The 22,707-nt window shown below is 40.4% G+C and carries 26 protein-coding genes; 21 read left to right on the forward strand and 5 right to left on the reverse strand.

Annotation, left to right across the window (positions count from 1 at the left end):
* Positions 1-5 precede the first annotated feature (5 nt).
* The 18 genes from FTU13_RS05110 to FTU13_RS05195 all read left to right on the forward strand — a co-directional run bounded on the left by FTU13_RS05110 (position 6) and on the right by FTU13_RS05195 (position 16,370).
* Positions 6-557, forward strand: a complete 552-nt coding sequence (locus FTU13_RS05110) for a phage virion morphogenesis protein (RefSeq protein WP_180128169.1) — start codon at positions 6-8, stop codon at positions 555-557.
* A complete protein-coding gene (locus tag FTU13_RS05115; protein ID WP_180128168.1) occupies positions 547-978 on the forward strand; it encodes a hypothetical protein in 432 nt (143 codons plus the stop codon). The genes FTU13_RS05110 and FTU13_RS05115 overlap by 11 nt, the downstream gene beginning before the upstream one ends.
* A 9-nt stretch (positions 979-987) precedes the next feature.
* Positions 988-1,158, forward strand: coding sequence for a hypothetical protein (locus FTU13_RS05120; RefSeq protein WP_168377671.1), 171 nt, complete (start codon positions 988-990; stop codon positions 1,156-1,158).
* Complete coding sequence (locus FTU13_RS05125; protein ID WP_180128166.1) at positions 1,151-1,885, forward strand: hypothetical protein; 735 nt, start codon at positions 1,151-1,153, stop codon at positions 1,883-1,885. Before FTU13_RS05120 ends, FTU13_RS05125 begins: the two co-directional genes overlap by 8 nt.
* Before the next feature lie 72 nt (positions 1,886-1,957).
* On the forward strand, positions 1,958-2,548 hold the full coding sequence (locus tag FTU13_RS05130; protein WP_180128164.1) for a hypothetical protein: 591 nt from the start codon (positions 1,958-1,960) through the stop codon (positions 2,546-2,548).
* Positions 2,549-2,627: 79 nt separating this feature from the next.
* Complete coding sequence (locus FTU13_RS05135) at positions 2,628-2,888, forward strand: hypothetical protein (RefSeq protein WP_257226752.1); 261 nt, start codon at positions 2,628-2,630, stop codon at positions 2,886-2,888.
* A 2-nt stretch (positions 2,889-2,890) separates the two neighbouring features.
* Positions 2,891-3,457 carry a hypothetical protein gene (locus FTU13_RS05140; protein WP_180128163.1) on the forward strand — a complete coding sequence of 189 codons (567 nt, stop codon included), beginning with the start codon at positions 2,891-2,893 and terminating at the stop codon, positions 3,455-3,457.
* Positions 3,458-3,544: 87 nt separating this feature from the next.
* Positions 3,545-7,153 (forward strand): tape measure protein, encoded by a 3,609-nt coding sequence (locus tag FTU13_RS17430; protein WP_257226751.1) that lies wholly within the window; start codon positions 3,545-3,547, stop codon positions 7,151-7,153.
* The gene (locus FTU13_RS05150; RefSeq protein WP_180128161.1) at positions 7,150-7,554 is read left to right on the forward strand and encodes a hypothetical protein; all 405 of its coding nucleotides are present in this window, start codon (positions 7,150-7,152) and stop codon (positions 7,552-7,554) included. The genes FTU13_RS17430 and FTU13_RS05150 overlap by 4 nt, the downstream gene beginning before the upstream one ends.
* Positions 7,554-9,524: a hypothetical protein gene (locus tag FTU13_RS05155; protein WP_180128159.1), complete on the forward strand. Its 1,971-nt coding sequence runs from the start codon at positions 7,554-7,556 to the stop codon at positions 9,522-9,524. The genes FTU13_RS05150 and FTU13_RS05155 overlap by 1 nt, the downstream gene beginning before the upstream one ends.
* Positions 9,525-9,533: 9 nt before the next feature.
* The gene (locus tag FTU13_RS05160) at positions 9,534-11,150 is read left to right on the forward strand and encodes a hypothetical protein (protein WP_180128157.1); all 1,617 of its coding nucleotides are present in this window, start codon (positions 9,534-9,536) and stop codon (positions 11,148-11,150) included.
* A 47-nt stretch (positions 11,151-11,197) separates the two neighbouring features.
* The gene (locus tag FTU13_RS05165) at positions 11,198-12,463 is read left to right on the forward strand and encodes a hypothetical protein (RefSeq protein ID WP_180128156.1); all 1,266 of its coding nucleotides are present in this window, start codon (positions 11,198-11,200) and stop codon (positions 12,461-12,463) included.
* On the forward strand, positions 12,460-12,747 hold the full coding sequence (locus FTU13_RS05170) for a carboxypeptidase regulatory-like domain-containing protein (RefSeq protein WP_180128154.1): 288 nt from the start codon (positions 12,460-12,462) through the stop codon (positions 12,745-12,747). The genes FTU13_RS05165 and FTU13_RS05170 overlap by 4 nt, the downstream gene beginning before the upstream one ends.
* Complete coding sequence (locus FTU13_RS05175) at positions 12,744-13,136, forward strand: hypothetical protein (protein WP_180128153.1); 393 nt, start codon at positions 12,744-12,746, stop codon at positions 13,134-13,136. Before FTU13_RS05170 ends, FTU13_RS05175 begins: the two co-directional genes overlap by 4 nt.
* Before the next feature lie 13 nt (positions 13,137-13,149).
* Positions 13,150-15,054 carry a hypothetical protein gene (locus FTU13_RS05180; protein ID WP_180128150.1) on the forward strand — a complete coding sequence of 635 codons (1,905 nt, stop codon included), beginning with the start codon at positions 13,150-13,152 and terminating at the stop codon, positions 15,052-15,054.
* Entirely contained in the window at positions 15,047-15,280 is a 234-nt protein-coding gene (locus tag FTU13_RS05185; protein WP_180128149.1) for a hypothetical protein, read from the forward strand. Before FTU13_RS05180 ends, FTU13_RS05185 begins: the two co-directional genes overlap by 8 nt.
* Before the next feature lie 60 nt (positions 15,281-15,340).
* A complete protein-coding gene (locus tag FTU13_RS05190; protein WP_180115106.1) occupies positions 15,341-15,613 on the forward strand; it encodes a holin in 273 nt (90 codons plus the stop codon).
* Positions 15,597-16,370 carry an N-acetylmuramoyl-L-alanine amidase gene (locus FTU13_RS05195; protein WP_180128147.1) on the forward strand — a complete coding sequence of 258 codons (774 nt, stop codon included), beginning with the start codon at positions 15,597-15,599 and terminating at the stop codon, positions 16,368-16,370. Before FTU13_RS05190 ends, FTU13_RS05195 begins: the two co-directional genes overlap by 17 nt.
* 123 nt (positions 16,371-16,493) lie before the next feature.
* Here the strand turns inward: FTU13_RS05195 and FTU13_RS17435 are convergent, their stop codons facing one another.
* The 4 genes from FTU13_RS17435 to FTU13_RS05210 all read right to left on the reverse strand — a co-directional run bounded on the left by FTU13_RS17435 (position 16,494) and on the right by FTU13_RS05210 (position 19,434).
* Complete coding sequence (locus tag FTU13_RS17435) at positions 16,494-16,616, reverse strand: hypothetical protein (protein ID WP_257226750.1); 123 nt, start codon at positions 16,614-16,616, stop codon at positions 16,494-16,496.
* Between the two features lie 223 nt (positions 16,617-16,839).
* Entirely contained in the window at positions 16,840-18,132 is a 1,293-nt protein-coding gene (locus FTU13_RS05200) for a Y-family DNA polymerase (RefSeq protein ID WP_180128146.1), read from the reverse strand.
* The gene (locus FTU13_RS05205) at positions 18,129-18,692 is read right to left on the reverse strand and encodes a LexA family transcriptional regulator (RefSeq protein WP_180128144.1); all 564 of its coding nucleotides are present in this window, start codon (positions 18,690-18,692) and stop codon (positions 18,129-18,131) included. The genes FTU13_RS05200 and FTU13_RS05205 overlap by 4 nt, the downstream gene beginning before the upstream one ends.
* 91 nt (positions 18,693-18,783) lie before the next feature.
* Positions 18,784-19,434 carry an SOS response-associated peptidase family protein gene (locus FTU13_RS05210; RefSeq protein WP_180128142.1) on the reverse strand — a complete coding sequence of 217 codons (651 nt, stop codon included), beginning with the start codon at positions 19,432-19,434 and terminating at the stop codon, positions 18,784-18,786.
* Between the two features lie 61 nt (positions 19,435-19,495).
* On the opposite strand from FTU13_RS05210, the gene FTU13_RS05215 reads away from it, so the two are divergent.
* From FTU13_RS05215 to FTU13_RS05225, 3 genes are all read left to right on the forward strand, one after another.
* Positions 19,496-19,756 carry a hypothetical protein gene (locus FTU13_RS05215; RefSeq protein ID WP_180128141.1) on the forward strand — a complete coding sequence of 87 codons (261 nt, stop codon included), beginning with the start codon at positions 19,496-19,498 and terminating at the stop codon, positions 19,754-19,756.
* 320 nt (positions 19,757-20,076) lie between these two features.
* On the forward strand, positions 20,077-20,928 hold the full coding sequence (locus tag FTU13_RS05220) for a 3'(2'),5'-bisphosphate nucleotidase CysQ (RefSeq protein WP_180128139.1): 852 nt from the start codon (positions 20,077-20,079) through the stop codon (positions 20,926-20,928).
* Between the two features lie 69 nt (positions 20,929-20,997).
* A complete protein-coding gene (locus FTU13_RS05225; protein ID WP_078188709.1) occupies positions 20,998-21,741 on the forward strand; it encodes a histidine phosphatase family protein in 744 nt (247 codons plus the stop codon).
* Positions 21,742-21,829: 88 nt separating this feature from the next.
* On the opposite strand, the gene FTU13_RS05230 is transcribed toward FTU13_RS05225, so the two are convergent.
* A complete protein-coding gene (locus tag FTU13_RS05230; RefSeq protein ID WP_257227200.1) occupies positions 21,830-22,279 on the reverse strand; it encodes a hypothetical protein in 450 nt (149 codons plus the stop codon).
* Between the last annotated feature and the right edge of the window lie 428 nt (positions 22,280-22,707).

A 22,707-nucleotide genomic window follows, 5' to 3' on the forward strand; every position in this document is an offset into this window, starting at 1 on the left:
CTGATATGTCAGGCGTAGCAATTACCATTGAGGCAGATGGTGAGTCTGCTGTGATGCAGGCTTTGGAGCGCTTATCTAATTTCGATCAAAGCAAACCAAAGCTGTTTGATGCGATTGGCCATTCTGTCGTGAGTAATATTCGTGGTCGGTGGGCAAATGGAGAGGGCTTAGAAGGAAAGTGGCGTTTATCAGGTCGAGTCACTCGTAAAGGTGGTACCACTTTGCGTAATACATCAAGACTCATGAATTCTATTACCCATAATGTGCTGCATGGTGGTGTAGAGATTGGGACAGATGTGGAGTATGGCGCAATTCATCATTTTGGAGGTGAAATCCATTATGAAGCGCGTATGCGGCGCACCTACTTTCGACAAAATCAACGCACCGGCCTGGTTGGCAATAAGTTTGTACGTAAAGCGCGTTCCAATTTTATGCAGGAAAGCATGAGTAAGGCTTATAAGGTGAATATGCCGCGTAGACCATTCCTAGGCCTAACCGAAAGCGATGAATTGCAAGTGATGGATTTTATTGTGGAGCATTTAACAAATGACGGATGAAGATAATTTCTTTGCTGTGCGAAGTGAAATTGAAGAAAAGCTAAAAGAAATTCCTGATTTCAAGGAGATCTATACACCGGCTAATTCTGCAAAAGTAACAGAGCTCTCACAGGTCACACCAAATGCTCAAATTTATTATCGTCGTGTACGTAAGTCAGATGATGTTGGGCGATCTGCAATGATGAGTTTGGGGCAGCAATGGGAAGTCACAATTTGCGAACGTCATGCTGCTTCACAGCAAAAAGATGGCTCGGCCGTATTAGATCGTGTAGGCAAGTTAACGATGAAAGTATTAAAGCTTTTATCAGGATGGAAACCTAATTCGAGTAATCGACCACTAAGCATGGTTGCAATCGAAGAAGATTATTCACCAACGTGTGTATATATCACCTTGGTGTTTGAATCAAAAATGTTTGTATAGGAGCCATTCATGGCAAAACAATATAAAGCCCGGCAACCCGTCGGGCGTTTTTCTGCCGGCGATATTGTTGGTGGGCTGACAGAGAATCAAATCAGCAAATTACTTGCAGATAAAATCATTGAAGAAGTGAAGCCATCTGCTCCAAATAAACCCGCTAAAGAGGTAAAAACCGATGGCTAAAAATTATATTTCACTCCAAGGTAAATTCTATTTATCTGAGATTGCAAATGGTGTTGCAGGTGCGATGCGCCATATTGGTAACGTGCCTGAATTTGAGCTTGAAATTACAACTGATCAGGTTGAGCACACAGAAAGCACATCCGGTCAACGTACAACAGACTTTGTGCTTACAAAGACCACTGGTGTGAACTTTTCAGGACAACTTGAAGAAGTGGATGATGCTAACCTTCAGTACATCCTTTCTGGTATGAAGTCAGAAGTTGCTAGCGATACAGTGACGGATCAAGCACTGGGTACCGTGAAAGTCGGTGAAGAAATTAAGCTCAACGGCTATAGCCTTACAACAGTTTCGTTTAAAGCTGGATCTGCAGCTATTGATGAATCGAAATATGAGCTTGATGCTGTGTTTGGTACCGTGATTTTTAAAGAAACGATTGCAGAGCCAGTCACGGCTACTTACACCACTGGTGCAGTAAGTCACACCACCATTGCGAGTGATTTCAATAAAGAATATGAATTGTTCTTTAAAGGGATTAACACTGCAACTGGAGACAGTATGGCTATTCGTTTATGGCGTACTAAAAAATCACCAGAAACTACATTCCCATTAATTCATGAAGACCTTGGCCAATATGAAATTTCAGGTCAAGCCTTATCTGATGTGACCAAAGGAACGGATGCAACACTCGGTCTATATGGCCACGTTGTGACAATTCCGAAAGCTTAAACCTATTCAGGCACAAAGAACTCCACGGCGCATAAGCGTCTTTTTTTGTGCCTGAGTTTTAGAGATTCAATCATGAATGATTTCTTTTTAGCGAATAATCGCTCGATCACAATTAAAGTGCTTGCCAATGATGTGGAAGTGAAGCAGCTGCAGATGCAAAACTTTGATATCTGGTCACCGATTGCATCAGTTATTCGTGACAGACTAAAGCAAAGTGATTATTCAGATTTAATCGGCGCAGGCCTGGTTAAAGATTATGGCGCGCATGTATTTCAACTTTGCTCAATGTGTACAAACACTGAAATAGAGACGCTATTAGATCTCGCTGAATCAGATCCGTTGGAGTTTAGCCATCTTCTTAAACATGTGATCGAAGTAAATGGTGCATATTTCAATGAAGACATTAAGCCAGGCCCTAAAATTCGTAAGAAGAAAGGTGGTGTTGAACAAACTTGGTTTGATTCATTCCAGTACTTGATAGCTTATGGCCATCGTCATGAAGATATTCTGCAAATGACCTATGGGGCTTTTATTGGCTACTTAAAAGCGGCTGAAAAGTATCAACGCAACCGTGGTAAGTTTGATTCGAACATTATTCGGGCAGCTCACCATGCGGATAAAAAAGACTTTATAACGTTCCAAGATGAGCTAAGTAAACATTGAGGTAAGTTACTATTTTCACTTAATATGTGATCAATAATTATATATTGAGGGTGTTGGGGTGAAAAAGTTAGTTTTAATATTGGCTCTATGTGTGTCTGCACAAGCATTTGCAGTAGATATGAGAGCACTGCGTGGTAGCAATGGTTTTGTTGAGCTTGGCAACTCGGAAGCTAGACTAAAGGATGTGCTAGGGCAACCTGAATCTGTAGATCGTCAAGTTGTGCACGACCGCAACGGATGGCCACATAAGGGCACAATCTACATTTATAAAGTTGATGGGCAGACCTACACCATTACTGTTATTGGTGGCAATGTTTACAAGATTAATTGGGAGCGTTGATAGTGAGCCTTAAGGTTTTAATTGTAGCTGCTGTATTAATTGTTGGTGGATTGTTTTATTTCATAAATGAGAGCAATAAAGCGGATGTTGAAAGGTTAAAACAAGCTGAGGTTGCACATCAGCAGAAGCTGGAGAAGGAAAAAGCTGCGGAACTAAATGAGCAATATGGTGGCTCCCCAATTAAAGAAGAAACTATTAATAAGATTGTTGATGCTAAGATGGAAATAACAGTGGAGGTTACTCCACAGCAAGCACAAGAGTTAAATAAAATTATTCTTGAGTGGACAGATGCAGCAACTGTAGCTGGTGCCACCAGTAGAATTGCATTATCTCAGCCCGTGGCAAAGCTTCAGGAAATTAAGAGAAATATTTCCATAATGAAGTTTCAGGGATGTGCAGAATCCACGCGCTTACTTTATGCTGATGCTATGACCACAAATATTGATGCATATCTTGAATTTATGAAGGGTAAAGAATATGAATTTAAGGCGGCATCACTATTGACTGATTACAGTAAGCAGTTGGAAATGGCTGAAAGAGAGAAGAAATATTGCACAATATTGCAATAATAAAAAAGCACCCTAGGGTGCTTTTTGTATATTTGATATATACCCACCGTTGAGTGGGTTTTTTATTGCCAGAAATTTGAGGTTGCCATGTCCGGTAAAAATCTTACTTTTAAATTAATCCTTGATGGTGATAGCAAAGGTTTGGTAGCAGCTGCAAAGCAGTCTGAAGATGTTACTAAGAAAGTATTCGAAACCATTAGAACTGAAGCAAAGAATGTTCAAGTGGATGCATTGGTTGGTGAGCTCAATAAAGCCACTAAAGAAATTAGCAATCTTGGTGATAAGAGCACGGTAAGTGCAAGCCAGCTTCGTGATATGTCGCTGCAAAGCCAACAAATGATTGGAGCATTGAATACTGAGCTTGTAGGTGCCCAGGCCGAGCTTGTTGAACTATCACAAACAAAAGCTACGCCGTCAGATATTCAAAATGCCGTTAATCGTGTTGCTGACCTTAAAGCATCGATCCAAAGTGTAGAGGCTGCATTTGGTATTTATGAAGCAACTGCCACCGATGCAATGGTTGGTGTAGATAAAGCCGCAAGTAAAACTATTTCTGAAGTTCAAAAATTTACGTCAGTAGATTTAACCAATATTGTTTCTGAAGCTCAAAGCGCCACTCGTGCAATTGACAGTATGGGTGATGGTGCCGTTGTTTCAACAAAAGAGGTGGAGCGAATTGGGCAGTTAGGTGCAACTGCAATAGATGCACTACAAAAAGAATTAACTTCGGCTAATGTGGCCTGGAAGGCTTTGGCGGATTCATCAGATGATGTTTCGTTGGAAGAATTAACTACCGCGAAAACAAAGGTATTAGCTTTAGAACAAGCGCTAGAATTAGCGGAAACATCGATGCATGAATTTAGTCAAGCATCGCAACAAGCCATTCCTGTAGTTGATAGTTTGGATCAATCAATTGGAAATGCAAATCAAGAGCTAAATGAGACTGAATCAGCATCTCAGCGTGTATCAAATGAAATACAAGGTTTAAAAACAGGTTTTACAGCGCTAACCGGTGCGCTTGCTGCACTTGGGATTGGTACATCTGCAATGGAAATTGCTCAAACTGCGGATGAATATAAAAATCTATCTGGGCGTATTAATATTGCGATTGGGGAGCATGGCAATCTACAAAAAGCCATGGATGATGTAAAAAACGTAGCAATTGCGACTAATTCAAATTTAACAGCTACAGGTGACTTGTATTCTCGACTAACCAAGATTGGTCAGGAAATGAAATGGCCTCAAGAGCAGGCTTTAGCTCTTACCGAAACTATTAATAAAGCAATTCAAGTGGGCGGTGGATCGGCGGCATCTAATGAAGCAGCTATTACACAGTTAAATCAAGCCTTAGGTTCTGGTGTTCTACGTGGTGATGAATTTAACTCCATGATGGAGCAATCACCACGACTGGCTCAAGCATTGGCCGATGGTTTAGGAGTGACAACGGGTAAGCTTCGTGAGATGGCAATTGAGGGGCAGCTTACTACTGATGTCGTAACCAAGGCGTTACTCAGCCAATCTGAAAAAATCAGTGCCGAGTATGCTAAATTCCCAGCAACGATTGGTGCTGCTATTGAGAACCTGAAAACAGCCTGGACTGTCTACATCGGTGAGGCGGATGCTGCTTCAGGGGCGAGTGAAAAAGTTGCCAATGCGCTGAAATACGTGGCAGAAAACCTCGATACAATTGTTTCCACTTTAACCTTAGCTGGTCAGGCCTTTATTGCCTATAAGGCCCTAAATATTGCAAGCGTGTTTCTTGATAAAGCTGCAGGTGTGAGAGCAGCATCTACAGCGATTGCGCAAGAAACAACAGTAGTGGTTGCAAATACACAAGCTCAAATTGCGAATGCTGCAGCTACACGGGGTGCAGCGACTGCCAAAACCCAGCTTGCCACCAATTCAGCGGCTGCAGGCACATCGATGGCTGCTACTGGTGGTTCAGTTATGAATCTCATTAGTCGACTGGGTGCATTGGGTATAGCGATTACAGCGATAGGTGTTTTAATACCAACAGTTGCAGTTCCTCTTGGAACGGCAATTGGTGAAGGGTTAGCTAAAAGTGTTGAAAAGGCTGAGATGGCATTTTCTAATCTAGGCAAAGCCTCAGAAGACAAAAGGTATTTAACAGCAATTCAGGAGTTGGAGTCAGCAACTAAAACGGAAGCTGCTCAAGCCAAGGTTGCAGCAGAAATTAAAGCGGAGCAGGCTGCTGCAGCTGAAAAGGCACGAGACAAAACCTATCAACTAACAGAAGAATGTAAAAAATTAATTGCGCAGTTTGATGAGTTAATCAAAAAAGGTGAGCCAACTAAAGAAGCGTTGGAAAAAATATCCAATGCTATGAAGTTTGATTCAACTAAAGGGATTAATGATTCGGTAACTGCGCTAATCGCTCTGCAAGAACAAGGAAAGATCACCAGTGAAGATCTTCAGTTAAGGCTTAGCCAGGCCTTGGATGGTAAAGATCTGTTGGTCTTTGAAACTAATGCTAAAGCTGCATTTGCAGGCACATCCAAAGAAGCAGAAAAAACAGCAGCATTAACTGAGGCTGTGATGAAAGCCTCTTTAGAGCGTACAGGTTTAAGCACTGAACAATTAAAAGGCAAATTTTCTGCAACATTCCAATCCGCCGCTAATGATGTTCAGAGCATCATTGGTAACCTTGATCAGTACAAACAAAAGGGTATTGATACAGGTCTGGCATTATCCGCAAATCTTAATAAAGCAATTGATACAGCTCAGACACGTGCTGAATTGGATTATGCGAAAAGCAAACTGATTGAACTTGAAAAGCAAGGCTTAATTACTGGTGAGCAGGTCGCTCTTGGTTTAACTAAGATTGAGCAAAAAGCCAAACAATTGCCGGCAGCATTAAATCCAGTTCAAGCAGCCTTTAGTGCACTTGGGATACAAACTAAAGAGCAATTAAACGATGCTGCGACAAGTGCTCAGCGTAATTTTGATGTAGTGAGTAAAAGTGGTCAGGCCACAGCTGATGCCATTAAGCAGGCTTATACTCAAATGCTCAATGCAACTATTGCTACAGGCGATAAAGCTGAGATTGCAATAGCTCAAGCCAATGCAGCTTCACTTGGATTAGAAGTGCAAATTGATTCATCAGGTAAAGCATCAGTCAAAAGCTATGGTGAACTTGAAGAATCAATTCATCGTGTACGCCGTGCTTCTAGTAGTGCTGAAGATGGATTTCGCAACCTTGGCCAAACTGGTCGCGATGAGGCTGATTCGGTTAGAAGTGCGTGGGAAGAAGCCGTTAGTGCTGCTTCAAGCGGTATGCATGAGACTCGAAAAGGTACCAAAGGTAAGATGGCTAAAAACGCCGAGGATATTGAAGCTGAACTTAAGGCTATGGGATATTCGGATGCGGCTGCTAAACAGTATGCAAAAGATATCTATGAAGGGACCAAGGGTGTAAATGGCTACAAATCGTCAGGCTTTGGCTTTTTTGGTGGGTTAAGCAACGTGGAGCAAGTGAATGCAGAGTTAGAGCGTATGCAGCAATATGCGCCGAATAATGTGTCTACCAAGGCGAGTGGATTAGGCTCTTCATCAAAAACCATTTCCTATGAACTTAAATTGGGTAATGAGACTGTGCAATTAACAGGATCGGCTGAGAGTCAATCAAGCCTTGAAGCGATGCTTAAACAGTTGGGTACATTGAGTAAATCAACATGAAAATAAAACGCATCTCAACATCAGAAACCGTCTCAATTGAAGACGGTTTTTTTTGGTCTGATGAATTTAGCTGGAAAGCCAAAGAACAGTCTTTGGAATATGCCATGGATGGCACACCCATTATTCAAGAGGGCACCAAGCTTTCAGGTCGGCCAATCACTTTAGAGCCTGCTGACAGTGGAATGGGGTGGGCTTCATTAGGTGTTGTCCGTAAGTTGCAGGCCTGGTCGGTACTCAATGAGCAGTTTCAGATTCAATTTGAATGGGCGCATGACACACGTAGTTTTAACGTGGTTTTTAATCATGTTGATGGTGCTTTAGAAGCCACACCTGTGAAAGGTATTCCACCTGTATCACTTGATGATCCTATGAATTTAACGCTCAGATTTTGGAGTGAGTAATGCCAATTGAAACCAAAGATTTAGTGATCTACCACGCTGAACGTGACACCGATAATGCTGATGGTGGTGGGAAATATAACGGTCAGATTGTGGCAGACGGTTTAAGTAATAACTTGTTCAATGACATATCTGAACTAGATCGTACAATCGGTGATGTATCGATGCGTAAGATCTTCCCAGCTGTGACCACGAATGATACTGACTTACTTATGGGTGCCACAGTATTTGTATCTGAGCTTCCCGAGGATCCAAATGTGTCAGCATTATTATTCAGCACTGAGTCATGGACCGACGAACGCCAGGCCGCACAAAACCGAGTCGAAAATTACTTAGCCAAAGGTGGGCAGATAGCAGGAACGCCTCTCGACACACATTGGCAGGGTATGTCATCACTGCAAGTCGTTATGTTTCCGCAAGAAACTGAATCCAGTGTTGGTGATACGATCGTGTTGATTTCAGATGAAGGGAAAGCGCTACAATTTGAACAGTACGTGCGAATTACTAAGGTTGATACCCGCACAGCAGTGATGGTAATCGATGGTAAAAATGTCGAATACAAAGTTGCGACCTATCAAATCAATGATCCATTAGAACGTGACTTTGTAGGCTTGTCAGCACGTCAGTGGTACGCCGGTAATACACCGTCCAAAACGGTTCTTCGCGATACGCTTGTTGCTGATACTGGTTTGTATTATTCATCTACTCAATTGGCATCTGATGCAAAAGTGGGTGAATACACGGTTAATGCGGACTCAATGTTTACTCAATTGATCCCATCTGCACAGAGTGAAACACCGATCATTGATGTCAATGCTGCAGGTGAAAGTGTTGTGTTGGTGCCGGGCAGTGATGGATTGATTACAGTGAACTATGCATCACAAGTCGTGAGTGAAAGTCAGAACTTATATATCGGTTCTGCGGTGATGCCTAGTACTGTGGCATTTACCATGCAAGGCCAATCCATTACAGACCAAGGTGGGCTCTTAAAGAACTCACTTGGTACGCAAGTTGGTACGATCGACTATCAGCGTGGTCTGGTGAAATGGACCTCAGCAGCACCAACTGGAACCATGAGTTTAAACATCACATTTAAGCCTGCGGCTGCACCGAATCAGTATTATCAAAGCAGCGCTATACCAGTGACTCAGAATAATCAGAGTACAAACTGGTCAGGTGTGTTAATTCCGATTCCTGCACCTGGTGCATTGTCCATTTCCTATATGGCTCAAGGTAAGTTTTATGAACTTAAAGACGACGGATCTGGACAGTTAAAAGCAGCAAATAGCTCCTTTGGTTCAGGCATGATCAATTACGAGACAGGATCATGGCTTTTAACTGCAGGCGCATTGCCTGATGTAGATAGTGTAATTCTGCTGAATTGGGGAACACCGATTGTCACGTTTGTACGCTCAAATTTGAGTGTTGAAAAAGCTGCCTTTGAGTTTGATCTAGGACATCCAGGGGTATTACCGGGCGTGACGATTAATTGGTTGCTTGAAGGGGAAGCCAAAACGGCAACATCCAATGCTCAAGGAAAATTTACTGGTGATGCTATGGGCTCAATTAATTATGCATTAGGCACAGGCAAGATCATCCCAAATAAGTTACCGCAGAAATCGACAACTTTTAATGTGATCTATAACTTCGGTACTTCGCTTACACAGACGAAAAATGATGTTGTACCCGATGCTAATCAGAAGCTTGTTTTCACAATTGGTACTGGCTCAGCCATTCAGCCGAATAGTGTTGAGTTAGAAATTCCAGTGTCTACTGAGACAGGAAATTTTGAAACCAATGTATTGCTGACAGATGTGCCGGTGACTAGTTCATTGGGGAATTTAGTGAATAGTCGTGGTGCAATTCAGGGTTCAATTAACTATACGACAGGATTGTGCGAAATCACACCGCAAACGGTTTACAAGCAATTTATTACTAAATTTGAAGCAGCGGTTACCTACGGTACGGCTTAGGGGATTTTTATGGCTTTTTATAGTCCACAAACATCAAGTATTGTTGGTAGTGAAACCACATTAAAAGCATTTAATACTGTGGATGTTCAGGTGCGCTATCGTGATACATCGGGTTCAAATTCGGCTACGCACACGATTACTGCAGACAAACTAAAACTAGACTTATCTTCCGGTTTTGATGAGCAAATCCTAACTGGTTCGGCCCGTTTCAAGGTTGGGAGCGATACCTTTTTAGACCGCTCTGGTTTGCTGTATCGCAATGTGGATCCTGCCAACAACTCAGGAATTCAATCAGGTGTTATTCAATATGGAACAGGTATTGTCGAAATTGATAGCTGGACGCCGAATGCAGACAACAGTATTCAATTGCAGTCATTGACCACGACAACGGATTTGCCACCGGTCAATAAGATTGCCTTTCGTACACCAGTGATTCCGCTGCGAGTACAGTCACTGACTGTCGTTGTTGGGACATTGGAGCATGGTCAGCTCACTTTGACTGCTGATGAAAACGGGGTGATTGAGACATCCCGTGCTCATGGCAAAGTGAATTGGGATAACGGTTTTGTGCAGATTTATTTCTACACCAAAACTGAAGTTACAGTTGATAATCGTGCGGAGTTAGAAGCTGAAGACTGGTACGATCCATTGCTTGAATATGAAGAAGCAGGCAAGACCTATATCAATGTACCAGTATGGGTAGATGCTTCAAGCGTGCGCTATAACGCGATTGCTTATACCTATCTGCCGATCGATTCTAAATTGTTGGGTTTATCTGCTACGCGCTTACCGATTGATGGGCGTGTGCCAATCTTTCGAGTCGGTGGTATTGGTATTGTCAGCTCAACTAAGTCGCAAGAATTACCAAGTGTGATTGCTGGTACGACCTATGACTTAAATGATCAGCGTATTGCGTGGTGTGAGCTTGAGGATGCAAACGGCGTGAAAGTCAGTTATGACTTGTATACCGTGGATTATGATTATGGCCGTGTCACGCTTGGTGGTGATTTTACGCGGTTAGGATTGGTTGAACCATTAACTGCAAAATATCGTTATCAAGATATGGGGCAAATTCGTGATGTTCAAATTAATGGCCAAGTCACTTTTACCAAGCCTTTGACGCATAACTATGAGGCCGACAAGACGATCGTTGGATCAGCACTGGTCATCAATGATATGCAAGCGCGTTATACCAAGAAATTCGTGCAGCAAACCTGGTCTAATCAATGGTTGGATGAACCGACAGGTACGCTAATTAGCGCAAATTACAATGATGCGCTATATCCTATTCAGGTCACGAATAAAGGCGCAATTCAAGAGCGTTGGTATATCCAGTTTACTGATGGGACAAATTTTAAATGCGTTGGGGAATACACGGGACAAATTGCAACAGGTACCACTAATGCCGATTTTTCACCAATTAATCCTGTCACCAATGCTCCTTATTTTTTGATTAAAAAAGAAGGTTGGGGAAGCGGTTGGGTCAATGGTAATGTTCTACGTTTTAATACGGTAGCATGTAATTTCCCAGTGTGGGTGATTCGCACAGTAAAACAGTCTGAACCTGCTGTAATTTCGGATTCATTCCAAATTATGCTTCGTGGTGATATTGACCGCGTTATCTAAAATTCAAATATGGCCGCTTTATGCGGTCTTTTTTATGAGTAATACAAATGGTCGCGAGTACAGATATTAAATTCTATGTGCATACCAATAATAATGCACCGCAATTGCAAAATGCTTATGGCTCGATGATTAATGTGCTGGATGCTTGTTTAGTTGATGGCATCAATGTTGGTACGATTTCATCATTAACAGCATCAGGAAAAGTAGTTACAGCCATATTTAGTTCTGCCCATAGTTTGATGCAATACCAAGTGATTAAAATCACAGGTGCAGCGCAGTCAGAGTTTAATGGTGAACATCGTATTTTAACTGTGCCAAATGCTCAGAGTGTGACCTTTGAGCTTGCCACTACGCCAAGTGCGACAACAGCTACAGGTACAATCACTGCATCATTACCACCACTTGGCTGGGAAAGGCCTTTTAGCAGTACCAATGCAAATGGTGGTGGCAAGGCTGCATACCGATCCACCAATCTACTATTACCAAGCCGCCCATTCTTGCGTGTGGTGGATGAGCTTGATCCTTCCTACACGGCAACTTACGCCAAATATGCAAAAGTCGGCATTGTAGAAGATATGACAGATATTGATACGATGCTTGGGGCGCAAGCGCCATTTGATGTTTTAAATCCTGATAAAAATTGGGCAGGAACAGGCTCAGGCACAAGTGCAATCAATGGGTGGGCGAAGTGGTTTTATGCAATGGGTGGAAGCGAAATACAAAAAGCTTCAAAAACAACAACACCAGGTAGTGGGGTGCGGGCCTGGGTTTTAGTTGGAGATGGTGATACTTTTTATGTGTTTAATAAATCACATATAGCTGCTAATAATTTATTAAACCCGAATGGGTTTGGTAGATTAAAAAATCTTTCTAAAATTGGTGCTTCACCCTGGTTTTTAGTAGCACAAGATGACTACACAGGCGCAAACACAACTGCATACGCGGGATTTACCCCACTAACAGCTTCCAATACTGATGCAGCTTTAATTACCTATATGTTGCGCAACTATAAAAATGAAGCCATACCATCAATTGCGAGAAGTTTTACCATTACTGGTATAAACCAGGCATCAGGATACTCAACAACTATTAGCGATCCAGGTGAAAATATTGCCGCATTTAGTAGTGAATATATTTTAGCGGAAGATCAAAAAATTCCTCGTGGCATAGTCCCTATTTTAAGGTGGCTTCATCAAAGACAACCATATACACACCTACAACCCATGATAGATGATGGACATATGAAATTAGCATGTGATTGTGTGTCTTATACATATCAAGGACAGATTCTTTTTGACTTGGGGGAATTATGAATATAGATCACAATCTTAAAACCACTATTTACGCTGCTAATCAAGCTCAATCATACACTGGTGGAAAAATAGCAGGTCAGGTAAAGAAACTAGGCTTGGCGTACCCGTGTTTTGTTAGTGTTCATGAGCGTGTTGGGCGAAAATTGCTAGAAATTAAACAAACAGACAGGCATGGCAATTATTATTTTGAGAACTTAAATCCCGGGTTTAAATTTATTGTCATGGCAGTCGACCATGCAAGTCGGTTTAACGCCGTCATTCAAGATAACGTGGTGCCAAAATGAATACACCATCAATCCCAGCAAGCCTTGCAATGCTTCAAGCATTAGCGAATTATTTAGATCAGGGTAGCTCCAATGCTACCCTGATTTTTTATGACGATACAAAACCAGCATCAGTTGATATTAATGCAAATAGTTCAGCAAAACTTCTAGTTCTTGAGCTTCAAAAACCATGCGTTAAAGCAATAAATAAAAACAACATTGAGCTCTTTGCTTCAAATGCGGGTATTGCCACAAAAACAGGCACAGCAACATGGGCTAGAGTTTTTAATGGCGAAGGCTCTGCTGTATTTGATGTAAGTGTTGGGACAGATATTGTCTTGGACAATGCTGATCTTGTGATTGGCTCAAGCGTCAAACTTGACGTGATTTACTTAAGCCCGCAGATTTAAAATGAGGTGGTAAATGTCTGACTACACGCCACCAGATGCTTTTAATGTTGTTTTAAATTTTAACCAAGAGCTAAAGTCAATTGATTCTCACAATTTGGTTTTAAATTTTGGTGCTGAAGACGGTTTTAATTACGCCAACATTAGTATCGATTTAGCATTTCAAGTCAGTGCTGTTGGTACAGTTGAGCCTCCTATTGATGTGCGTGGATCAGCAAACATTCCTGTCAACACAGCACTGCTTTTCAGCGCTCAAGGCACATTTGATATTAATCATATTTTAGGTATTTCAATAAACCTGAGCGCACAGTTCGAAAAGGCTGTTGCAAGCTTAAGCGTGGTGGAAATACCGTGGTCAAAACCAATATTAAGAGTCTCAAATGAGGCTCTTTTTTTTGATAAGAGTTTAGTGGTCTCAAGCATTTCAAATGTTGAATTTAATGAGGCGACATTACTGAGCAAAGCTGTACGAATACTACATGAGAAAGCTACTGGTCTAAGCTCTGATGCTTATATGGTGTGGGAAGAAGGCGATAAGCGGTTTATTCATCAACGCTCTGTTCACCAAGACACGATCAAGCTTCGTCACAATCGCGCATCAAAATGGCAAGAAATGATTCGCAGGCGCAAGCAATTCACCTATTCACATGAAGTCGCTGAGCAATTCGATAAGCGCTTTTCATTTGAATGGGATAAAGGCTTAGAGATTATCACCAAGTCAGAATTGCCTTGGGATAAAGCCAAATCCATACATTATCGCAAGCATCCGATTCAACCTTGGCCAAAGCCAGAAACACCTGAATATGTGGGTCATGGAAACCTCAACTTCATTTGTTTATGTACTGAAGTTGATGCTCACAATGTCATTTTAAATTTTGGTGCGGATGATTGTATTCCGGCCCTACAGAAGAAAAACTGGTGGTATATCGTGAATAATTTAAGTGCAGAACGCTTAGATAATGGTGAGCCGATTAAAGTCATTAACGGCACTTATAACTGTAGCCGTAGTACGTGGTGTTGGTCATATTCAATTACCGTGGCACATACGGAGAAAGAAAAACTACAACCGCTAAATGACCAACCGGTGATTTTAAAATTAATGATCAATGGCTTTGAACATCATGTGTTACTTGAGACTGAAACAGAAACGATTAAGTTTGCGAATAAATCTTATACCTATGATGGTCGAAGTGTAACAGCACTCAATGCAGCGGATTACGCAGCAAAACGATCATTTATTCAAGATAATGAGCGAACGTCTGTACAGCTCGTCCAAGCAGAAATTGATCGATCACAATCTGGTACCGAGCTGGACTGGAAGTTGATTGATGACGTTGGTTGGATCGTACCGGTTGAGAGTCTGAGCTATGCAGAACTGGCACCAATGGACGTGATTAAACAAGTGGTCGAAGCTGGCGGAGGTTTCATCTATAGCCAAAAATCAGGTAATACGCTTTCAATCCTGCCTCGTTATAAAAAGGGCTATTGGGATGCGATGACTGTGGACGACTACGATATTCTGATAGCGCCAAGTATCGTGATTCAACAAACCATTGAGCAGAACAAGGATTACATCGCTGCCTACAATGCCATTAATGTCGTGAATAGCCGAAGTGGTAATAGTTTGACTGTGAAGCAGCGTAACACTGCAGGTGATATTCCGCTTGAAGCCGCGACTAGCCCAATGTTTGATGTCGTGTCGGGTGCAAGCTTTGGCAAGATGGAGTTAATCAAAGCCAATATTCAAGAATTCCACACCTTGTCAGGTTTACCGGTCTCTCAAGAAATTGGAGAAATGCTGCCGGGTAAAATCGTGGCATTCCACGGACAGTGGTGGGGCGTTGTTGATTCTGTGAGTGGTTCGTTTAGTCATGGCAAAGTGACTGAATCCATCAAAGTGGAGCGCATACATCGTGAGTAATCCATTATTTGAACTTCGTAAACTGTTGAATCCAACTCATTCAGAATTAATTGGAACAATCATTTCTGCAAGTCATCCTGAATATCGTGTTCAAGTGAATGGAGGATCTGGACCAGTGCTTTGCACAAGCGGGACAGCCTACAACATTGGGCAACGTGTATTCATTTCAAATCAACAAATCTTACGGCCAGCTCCATCAGGTCAACACAGTCAGATTGAAGTCTGAATCATTGAAACAATGGCACCGAAAGGTGCTTTTTTATTGCCAAAAATTAGGGGGGACGACATGTCCGAAACGACAGCAGCGGTGGCAGAAACATCAGCTGCAGCTTTGGGTTCAAAAGCAACAGTGACCGGAGGAGCAGCAAGCTTCGCCGGTTTTTTTATGGGCATTGATTGGATGGGGTGGGTAGGTATAGGCGTTGCCGTGTTGGGCTTACTCATTAATGTTTATTTCTCATGGCAACGAAATCAGCGCGAAAAAGAAATTCACGAGCTTACAAAGCGAAAATTAAACAACGAGTGTAAAACAGAGGTGGTAAATGAAACTAATCGATAATTGGAAACAGGCTTGGAAACTCAAGTCAGTACAAGTGGGCGCATTAAGCGCCTTTTTTTATGCCCTGATTTTATTCTCAGAGCAGTTTTTAAATGTCTGGAATGTTATTCCACAGGAACTAAAAAACAAGATTCCTGAAAACATTGCAGAGTGGGTAGGTCTCTTTATTGGTGTGGCCACAGTGCTTGCACGTCTGAAAAAGCAGCCTGAACTACACGATGTAAATCAATTTGTAACAATTACAGCAGGGCATAGCAACTCGGATCCGGGTGCAGTCGATGGCAAATACAAAGAAGCTGAGTTAGTGAGACAATTCCGAAATGCAGTGACTCATTATTTGCGTGAAGCTGGATTGCAGGTCAAGACCGATGGAACAGGTACCAAGAATGACCCATTGTCCGCTGCGGTAAAGTTGATTCAGGGCTCAAGTGTTGCGGTTGAATTCCACATGAATGCTGCGGCATCAAAACAGGCCAATGGGATTGAAACGATTGCTTTACCAAAAGACAAGAAGTTGGCTCAAGACTTATCCAAAGCTGTAGCAGATGCACTAGGCGGTCGCTTACGTGGTGATAATGGTTGGATTGATCAAAGTAAATCTGCACGTGGTCGCTTGGCATACGTGAATGCTGGCGGTTTAATTGTAGAACTTGGTTTTATTTCAAATGAAGTTGAATTGGCAGCATTTCAGGTGCGCTATTGGCTTGCAGCAAAAGCTGTAGCCAAGGTTTTAATTGAATATGAAAACCGGAATTAAAATTTTATTGCTGTGCACTCTTCTTTCTGGGTGCACAGCTCATACGATTTCAACGAAAGTTCATATCACTGTATGTGTGCAGTGTGTTAACTAAGAGCCCTCGGTCTCCGGGCTGAGGGCTTATTATTCACTTTCTTTTGAATCAGTCATCGAGTGATTTTTCTTTACGTACTCTCCAACACTTTCTTTCGAGCAAGCAGTTAAAACTAATGTTGATAACAATAGAGCTAAAATGATTTTATGCATGTTGTTCTCCATTTTTTTTGAGATTGAGTGATAATTTAATATATGAAATTATTCTAAATAAAATAATAAGTCAATATCTTTTATAATTGTAAGTTATTGATGTGTTTGATAAATATTGATTTAGATTATTATAACTGGGTCGATGTTTTAATATAAAAAATTAATACTATATTGAATGTTATAGCTATTTTAGCTTTAACATATATTGACTTATTTATTATACTTAATTTATTTTTAACATCCCCTCCACAGAAAAATAGTTCTGTGTCAATCGATTACGACTCATTGACCATCTGCGGTTTGGCAACATACATGGTCCAATCGCAAGAATTTTATCTCCAAATTTTTCCTTCACATCTTCTAAAGATGACTGCAGTTTTTCATCCACTTCAATGGCATCCAAATCTGCCAGCAAGTCATGAATGTAAGAGGCTTTAGGCTCAATACCCGTTAATATCACGCCACATTTCTTAAATTCAATTCCTTCTTTATATATCTCATTGATCCGCTTCATTACCGCTTTTATCATGACTGCAGCTGAATCTGTAGGCTCGGCAAATCCAATACTTACGGACTTATTATAAAAAGGGCGCTCCTTATCAAAAGGATTTGATTGCGCAAAAGCAATGACGCATCCACAAAGACTTCCATCTTCACGCAGTCTTTTAACTGCAGATTGTAAATAAGCACTCATGGCTTCTTTCAAAGAATCCAAATCAGTTACACGTTGGCCAAAAGATTTGGAGCTAATAATTTGCTTTTTGCTTGGTTGTGTCTGTTCCAATTCGATACATGCGGTACCAGTTAATTCAAGAACAGTCCTTTTCATCACAACTGAAAACTGTTGTTCAATATATTGAGGATTTGAAAGCGCTAGATCCAAAACAGATTTAATGCCCATTGCTTCAAGTTTCTTGGAATGCTTTCTTCCCACGCCCCAAACTTCCGACACATCAATATCATTAAGTACGTATTCTTTAATGCATGGATCCATTTCAACGAAATTGCAAATCCCATTGAAGTGCTTATTTTTCTTTGCTACATGGTTTGCCATTTTTGCTTCAGTCTTAGATCGACCAATTCCAACACATACTGGTAGGGCAAGCCATTTCCATAAAGTATCTTTAATATTTTGAGCAATCTCATTCACATCTTGATTCACGTACGACGTGAGATCAGCAAATGTTTCATCGATAGAATATTGTTCGACATCTTTTTCAGAGACGAAGCATTTAATTGTATTTACGAAACGTCGACTCATTTCCGCATATACAGCGTAATTGCTAGAAAGGACCTGCACGTTATGCTGTTCAACAATGTCTTTAATCTTAAAAAGGGGAACACCCATTTTAATACCGAGATCTTTAGCTTCTTGAGAGCGCGCTACGGCACACCCATCATTATTAGAAAGCACGATGACAGGGCGGTTTCTAAGTTTAGGTTGGAATAAACGCTCACAACTTACATAGCAATTATTGATGTCAATGAGCGCAATAATTCTATCCTGAGCACTCATTTGAACTTCTTAATTACTGATGTCACAACACCCCAAACCTCAAAAGTTTGACCATCCATAGGGTGGATGTCTTTATAATCGGGATTTTCGGCTTTAAGCCAGCACCCTAATGCATCTTTAATTAATCTTTTAACAGTAAATTCATTATCAACAACAGCAATGACAATATCTCGATGTTGCGGTTCACGACTACGATCGACAATCAATTCATCATTAATGTCAATTCCAACATTAAGCATGGAAAGCGAATCAACTTTAACTATAAATGTTGCGTCTGCATTCTTAATAAGGTGCTCATTCAAGTCGACTTTTCGGTCGATATAATCTTGAGCTGGGGATGGGAAACCAGCTTGAACGCGCTCAAGTGCAAGTGGAATTTCAAGATGTGTAATTGGGTCAATTTGACGAATATTTGAAATTTCTACTTCATTTTTAGGTTTGCTGAGAAAGTTTTTGATCTCTAAAATACGGGACTCTGGCACACGAATAACTTTCGTTGACTCTAACTTTTTTCTCCCAGAGCCAACTCTAAAGCCCCCATGTGATATGATCTCAGACATAATAAACTTGATAAGTGTTACAGATATCAAGATTTTAATAATTGCTCAGGTAGATTTCAAATTTATAAAATTAAGTAAAATCAATAAGAAGTCAGAATAAGTCGCGCTGCGGCTTGGTTTCAGATAAACGGTTTTTAGGAAAAGTTACAAACTCATCTGGCATTTCAAAGAAAAATTCATGAGCTTCTTCAAAGTTAGTATTCAGCCAATCTTCTCTATATTCTTCAGGTATAACGATAATGCTGCGCTTTTCATCCTGTGGGGCATGAAACTGTTTCATGAAAGGATGCTTATCTGCATTGATCGTGAGCATGCTCATTGAGCGAACCTGCTCACCATCGATCATTGCACTTTCATATATTGCGGCCACAGTAAAAGGCATACCATCTTCTCGTGCTATGCCGTACCAGTGCGGTTTCCCGTTGATATACTTTGGCTCATATATAGTTTCGACTGGAATTAAGGCAAACTGATTTTTATGCCAAGCGTTCTTGAAACTCGGCTTTTCAGCAACGGTCTCAGTTCTAGCATTATATGTATGTCGGCCGTATTTAAGCTCTTTGGCCCATTTAGGGATCATGCCAAACTTCGCACTGCGCCATTCAATATTACCCTTATTGCTAAAAACTAAAGGTGAGTTATAAGTAGGGAAGATCTCATCATGGAATTCAAGTTGAGATGGCTCTGGTAGATTTAATAGAAAAGCCCGGTCACGCTTTATCGCTTCAAAGTTTGAGCACATAGACTTCTCCTTTCATTTTAATTATCATCCTTGCACAAATAATAACCCAAAAGAATAAAAAATGATTTCAAAGCAATTCAAATTAATGAGTTCAGCATTGGCAGTGTTAGGTGTGGCTGCATTTATCTATTTCCAATATCAAATGCGTCCTGAAGTACTTGGGGGATATAAAGATGGAACTGAGCAGTATTTTGGATATCGCTATGCACGTTATAATCAACTTAAATCTGCTGATCAATGTGACGATGAAAAAGATGATCTTGAGATGAATGTGAATGCAGAATTTATAGAGGGATGCATCGGGTATTTTAGAAATAAATGAAAACAAATATTCTTTAATAGTAGTATTCAATTAAAAAGCCCTCAAATGAGGGCTTTTTATTTTTCTTCATGACGATCATGTGTTGCTACCACTTTATTAGTAATAGTTAGATTATATAATTTCAAAGTATTAAATTAGTACTTTTTGCTTATACTTAATCAGAGCAGATAATTAAATGTGTACAAGATTGTGTACATAAAAACTTATTTTAGAGTATTTTTTATAAATAAATATTTTAAATTAATGGTTTATTGAGCTATCCGTCCATATCGAAAATGATCGTCGGCTTTTCTGAGTAATTTGGCATATAAAGGTATTCTATGTTTAAAACAACAACAGCACCGCAAGACCCACTGATTTTGCAGTTGGTTCCCATTGTGACACAAGCTTGCGAAATTTTGCGAGAAGAATATCGGCGTTATTGCTCAGGTGCAGATTTTGATGTTGAACGTAAAAGTGATGATTCACCGGTAACGCAAGCTGACTATCGTGCAAATAGCTATATTACTCAAGCATTATCCAAAGTTTCTAACTTGCCTGTATTGTCAGAAGAAGGTGACAAGTCTGAACGTATGCAATGGCAAAAATTTTGGCTGCTTGATCCTTTGGATGGTACCAAAGAGTTTTTACATAAAAGACCTGAATTTACCATTAATCTGAGTCTGGTTGAGGGTGCTAATACTACCTTTGCCATATTGGCGATCCCCGGGGAATACAGCGTATATATTTGTCCCTTTGAGGGACTGCCGCTGAAATATGATAGCCAGTCAACCACATGGTATGAATATGTTCAAACCTCTGTAGAGAATGTCGTACACGTTGGCTTGAGTCAAAGTGCTAAAAATAAGCCGATTTATAAGCACTATCTAGACGCTTTAGAAAAACTTAGTCCTTATCAGGCATACCATGCTGGTAGTGCATATAAGTTTTGTATGATGTTAGAAGATCGAGTGGATATTTACCCGCGTTTTCATCCTACCTGTGAATGGGATACTAGTGCTGGACAATGTTTAATCGAGCGTATTGGTGGTGGATTGATTGATTTTAAAGGTCGCGCATTTCTATATAACCAACGCACGACTTTATTAAATGGTGGATTTATTGCATTTAAAAATGCCGAAATGAAAGAATTGGCCTTAAATGCTTTGGCAAACATGCCTGACAAAACTTGAGCTAAATCGGGTTCATGCTATAGTGTCTGCACACTCCGTTAAATCTCCTGCATTTAAGAACTGTCAATTATGGCCCTAGATTTGCTCCCACCGAGTATGCTGAAAGCAATAGACTTATTGCCGGATGAAAAGACGCCTGTAACTTTGTTTACACGTCATTCCATTCGTGAAGTTGTACAAGGACAGGGGTTGGCTGGTTATGACTTGCAACTGACCCATCAAGGACGTGATTTAGCCGAAGCGTGGGGCAGCTATTTGGTTGAAAATACCGATCGTGTTATTCAGCACTGTATTTCGAGTCCAATTCAGCGCTGTGTGGATACGGCAGCATTGATGATTCAAGGTGCAGATAATGTCACGATTGAGCCAAATACCCACCATATAGAAATCATTGAACAAGGATTATTGGTCGAGCCGGGAAGTTTTGTGCTCGATATTAAAAAAGCAGGACCATACTTTCAAAAGCAAGGTGCTTTAGGTTTTATCAATAGTTTCGTAAATAATGCTTTGCCGGGGATGAAACAGCCTATTCATGGGGTGGTAGATGTATTGGAGTTGATTTACAACACTCATCCAACCAATGATTATGGCCTGAGTCTAGCGGTGAGTCATGACACAATTTTGGCTGCGATTCTTGCCATTATTTCAGGTAAAAATATCGTGACACGCGAAGACTGGCCGAAAATGATGGAAGGTTTATTTGTTTGGTTTGAAGGAGATGTATTCCTTGAATCTAAACTGAAATGGATTTGGCGTGGTGAACTAAATGAATTAAATATTCGTGAATTTCAGCAAGCTGAACAGCAACTTTAAGAAATTTTGCTAATAATAAAAAATTTATAAAAGGCATCCATGTGCGGATGCCTTTTTTATCTGTTTCAGTATTTCATTAAATAAAAGATTAAATATTGGCTTTAATTCGTGCAGGGTATTGATTTAAATCAATACTTGAACCGTCGTCACTATAAGGCCAGCGACTAGTATTGACAGGGAGATGTTGTTGGTGGATTCGACTGTATTTTTCAGCGGCAATCAATGTCGCAATGTCATGATCCTTAATGCTATACGCTTGTACGATTTCAACTGGATATTGTGTGCGTTCAAAAAATTCAGCTTCTGTTTCCCCTTGATGCAGTGCAAAAATACGTTCTACAGCTGGTAAGTACACACCATATGCTAACCATGAGTCTACGCCTTGAGAGGCTTGAATCTCAGCGGTCGATTTCATATTTGAAATGACTTTACCTAAAGTGTCTTTTTCACCTTTCGCTGTAAAATATTCAATATATTGATGTTCTGCTTCTGCAAATTTTTCTAATGATGGCAAAAATTGGTTAATTGACATTTTCATCCCTCTTTTCATTTGTACAGCAATGGCTGCCTAGGATGAAAATTAAAATACCATAAAAAATATATGGGATTAAACCATTTCTTAAAATTTTATTTACAAAGTTTCTAAAAATATCCTGACAATTTCTGTCGGGAATATACGATTGTATTAACAGGTCTACATCTTAATTTTAGTTGAAAAGTGAAGTACCTGTCACATTAATAATGATTCTACCAATACAAAATATTTAGATTTTATTTGAATTGTTAATAAGTGACAAAACACGGCAATTGAATGATTAAAAAAAAGAAAATAGCATTAAATTTGTTGTAAATTATTGATTTATATATTTTATGTAAGTCTCTTTATTGGATTCTTTTGTGGCTAATTGGGGAATAGTAGTGAAAAGTGTGATAGATTTTTCATATAACAAATTATCAATTTGTATT

Source organism: Acinetobacter sp. YH12064, from assembly GCF_013419735.1.
Lineage (GTDB): Bacteria > Pseudomonadota > Gammaproteobacteria > Pseudomonadales > Moraxellaceae > Acinetobacter > Acinetobacter amyesii.

What these genes read in the sequence shown, in the direction of transcription:
- FTU13_RS05110 (WP_180128169.1), top strand. Translation starts at nt 6, where the DNA reads ATGTCAGGCGTAGCAATTACCATTGAGGCAGATGGTGAGTCTGCTGTG.
- FTU13_RS05115 (WP_180128168.1), top strand. Translation starts at nt 547, where the DNA reads ATGACGGATGAAGATAATTTCTTTGCTGTGCGAAGTGAAATTGAAGAA.
- FTU13_RS05120 (WP_168377671.1), top strand. Translation starts at nt 988, where the DNA reads ATGGCAAAACAATATAAAGCCCGGCAACCCGTCGGGCGTTTTTCTGCC.
- FTU13_RS05125 (WP_180128166.1), top strand. Translation starts at nt 1,151, where the DNA reads ATGGCTAAAAATTATATTTCACTCCAAGGTAAATTCTATTTATCTGAG.
- FTU13_RS05130 (WP_180128164.1), top strand. Translation starts at nt 1,958, where the DNA reads ATGAATGATTTCTTTTTAGCGAATAATCGCTCGATCACAATTAAAGTG.
- FTU13_RS17430 (WP_257226751.1), top strand. Translation starts at nt 3,545, where the DNA reads ATGTCCGGTAAAAATCTTACTTTTAAATTAATCCTTGATGGTGATAGC.
- FTU13_RS05150 (WP_180128161.1), top strand. Translation starts at nt 7,150, where the DNA reads ATGAAAATAAAACGCATCTCAACATCAGAAACCGTCTCAATTGAAGAC.
- FTU13_RS05155 (WP_180128159.1), top strand. Translation starts at nt 7,554, where the DNA reads ATGCCAATTGAAACCAAAGATTTAGTGATCTACCACGCTGAACGTGAC.
- FTU13_RS05160 (WP_180128157.1), top strand. Translation starts at nt 9,534, where the DNA reads ATGGCTTTTTATAGTCCACAAACATCAAGTATTGTTGGTAGTGAAACC.
- FTU13_RS05165 (WP_180128156.1), top strand. Translation starts at nt 11,198, where the DNA reads ATGGTCGCGAGTACAGATATTAAATTCTATGTGCATACCAATAATAAT.
- FTU13_RS05170 (WP_180128154.1), top strand. Translation starts at nt 12,460, where the DNA reads ATGAATATAGATCACAATCTTAAAACCACTATTTACGCTGCTAATCAA.
- FTU13_RS05175 (WP_180128153.1), top strand. Translation starts at nt 12,744, where the DNA reads ATGAATACACCATCAATCCCAGCAAGCCTTGCAATGCTTCAAGCATTA.
- FTU13_RS05180 (WP_180128150.1), top strand. Translation starts at nt 13,150, where the DNA reads ATGTCTGACTACACGCCACCAGATGCTTTTAATGTTGTTTTAAATTTT.
- FTU13_RS05190 (WP_180115106.1), top strand. Translation starts at nt 15,341, where the DNA reads ATGTCCGAAACGACAGCAGCGGTGGCAGAAACATCAGCTGCAGCTTTG.
- FTU13_RS05195 (WP_180128147.1), top strand. Translation starts at nt 15,597, where the DNA reads ATGAAACTAATCGATAATTGGAAACAGGCTTGGAAACTCAAGTCAGTA.
- FTU13_RS17435 (WP_257226750.1), bottom strand. Translation starts at nt 16,616, where the DNA reads ATGCATAAAATCATTTTAGCTCTATTGTTATCAACATTAGTTTTAACT.
- FTU13_RS05200 (WP_180128146.1), bottom strand. Translation starts at nt 18,132, where the DNA reads ATGAGTGCTCAGGATAGAATTATTGCGCTCATTGACATCAATAATTGC.
- FTU13_RS05205 (WP_180128144.1), bottom strand. Translation starts at nt 18,692, where the DNA reads ATGTCTGAGATCATATCACATGGGGGCTTTAGAGTTGGCTCTGGGAGA.
- FTU13_RS05210 (WP_180128142.1), bottom strand. Translation starts at nt 19,434, where the DNA reads ATGTGCTCAAACTTTGAAGCGATAAAGCGTGACCGGGCTTTTCTATTA.
- FTU13_RS05215 (WP_180128141.1), top strand. Translation starts at nt 19,496, where the DNA reads ATGATTTCAAAGCAATTCAAATTAATGAGTTCAGCATTGGCAGTGTTA.
- FTU13_RS05220 (WP_180128139.1), top strand. Translation starts at nt 20,077, where the DNA reads ATGTTTAAAACAACAACAGCACCGCAAGACCCACTGATTTTGCAGTTG.
- FTU13_RS05225 (WP_078188709.1), top strand. Translation starts at nt 20,998, where the DNA reads ATGGCCCTAGATTTGCTCCCACCGAGTATGCTGAAAGCAATAGACTTA.
- FTU13_RS05230 (WP_257227200.1), bottom strand. Translation starts at nt 22,279, where the DNA reads ATGAAAATGTCAATTAACCAATTTTTGCCATCATTAGAAAAATTTGCA.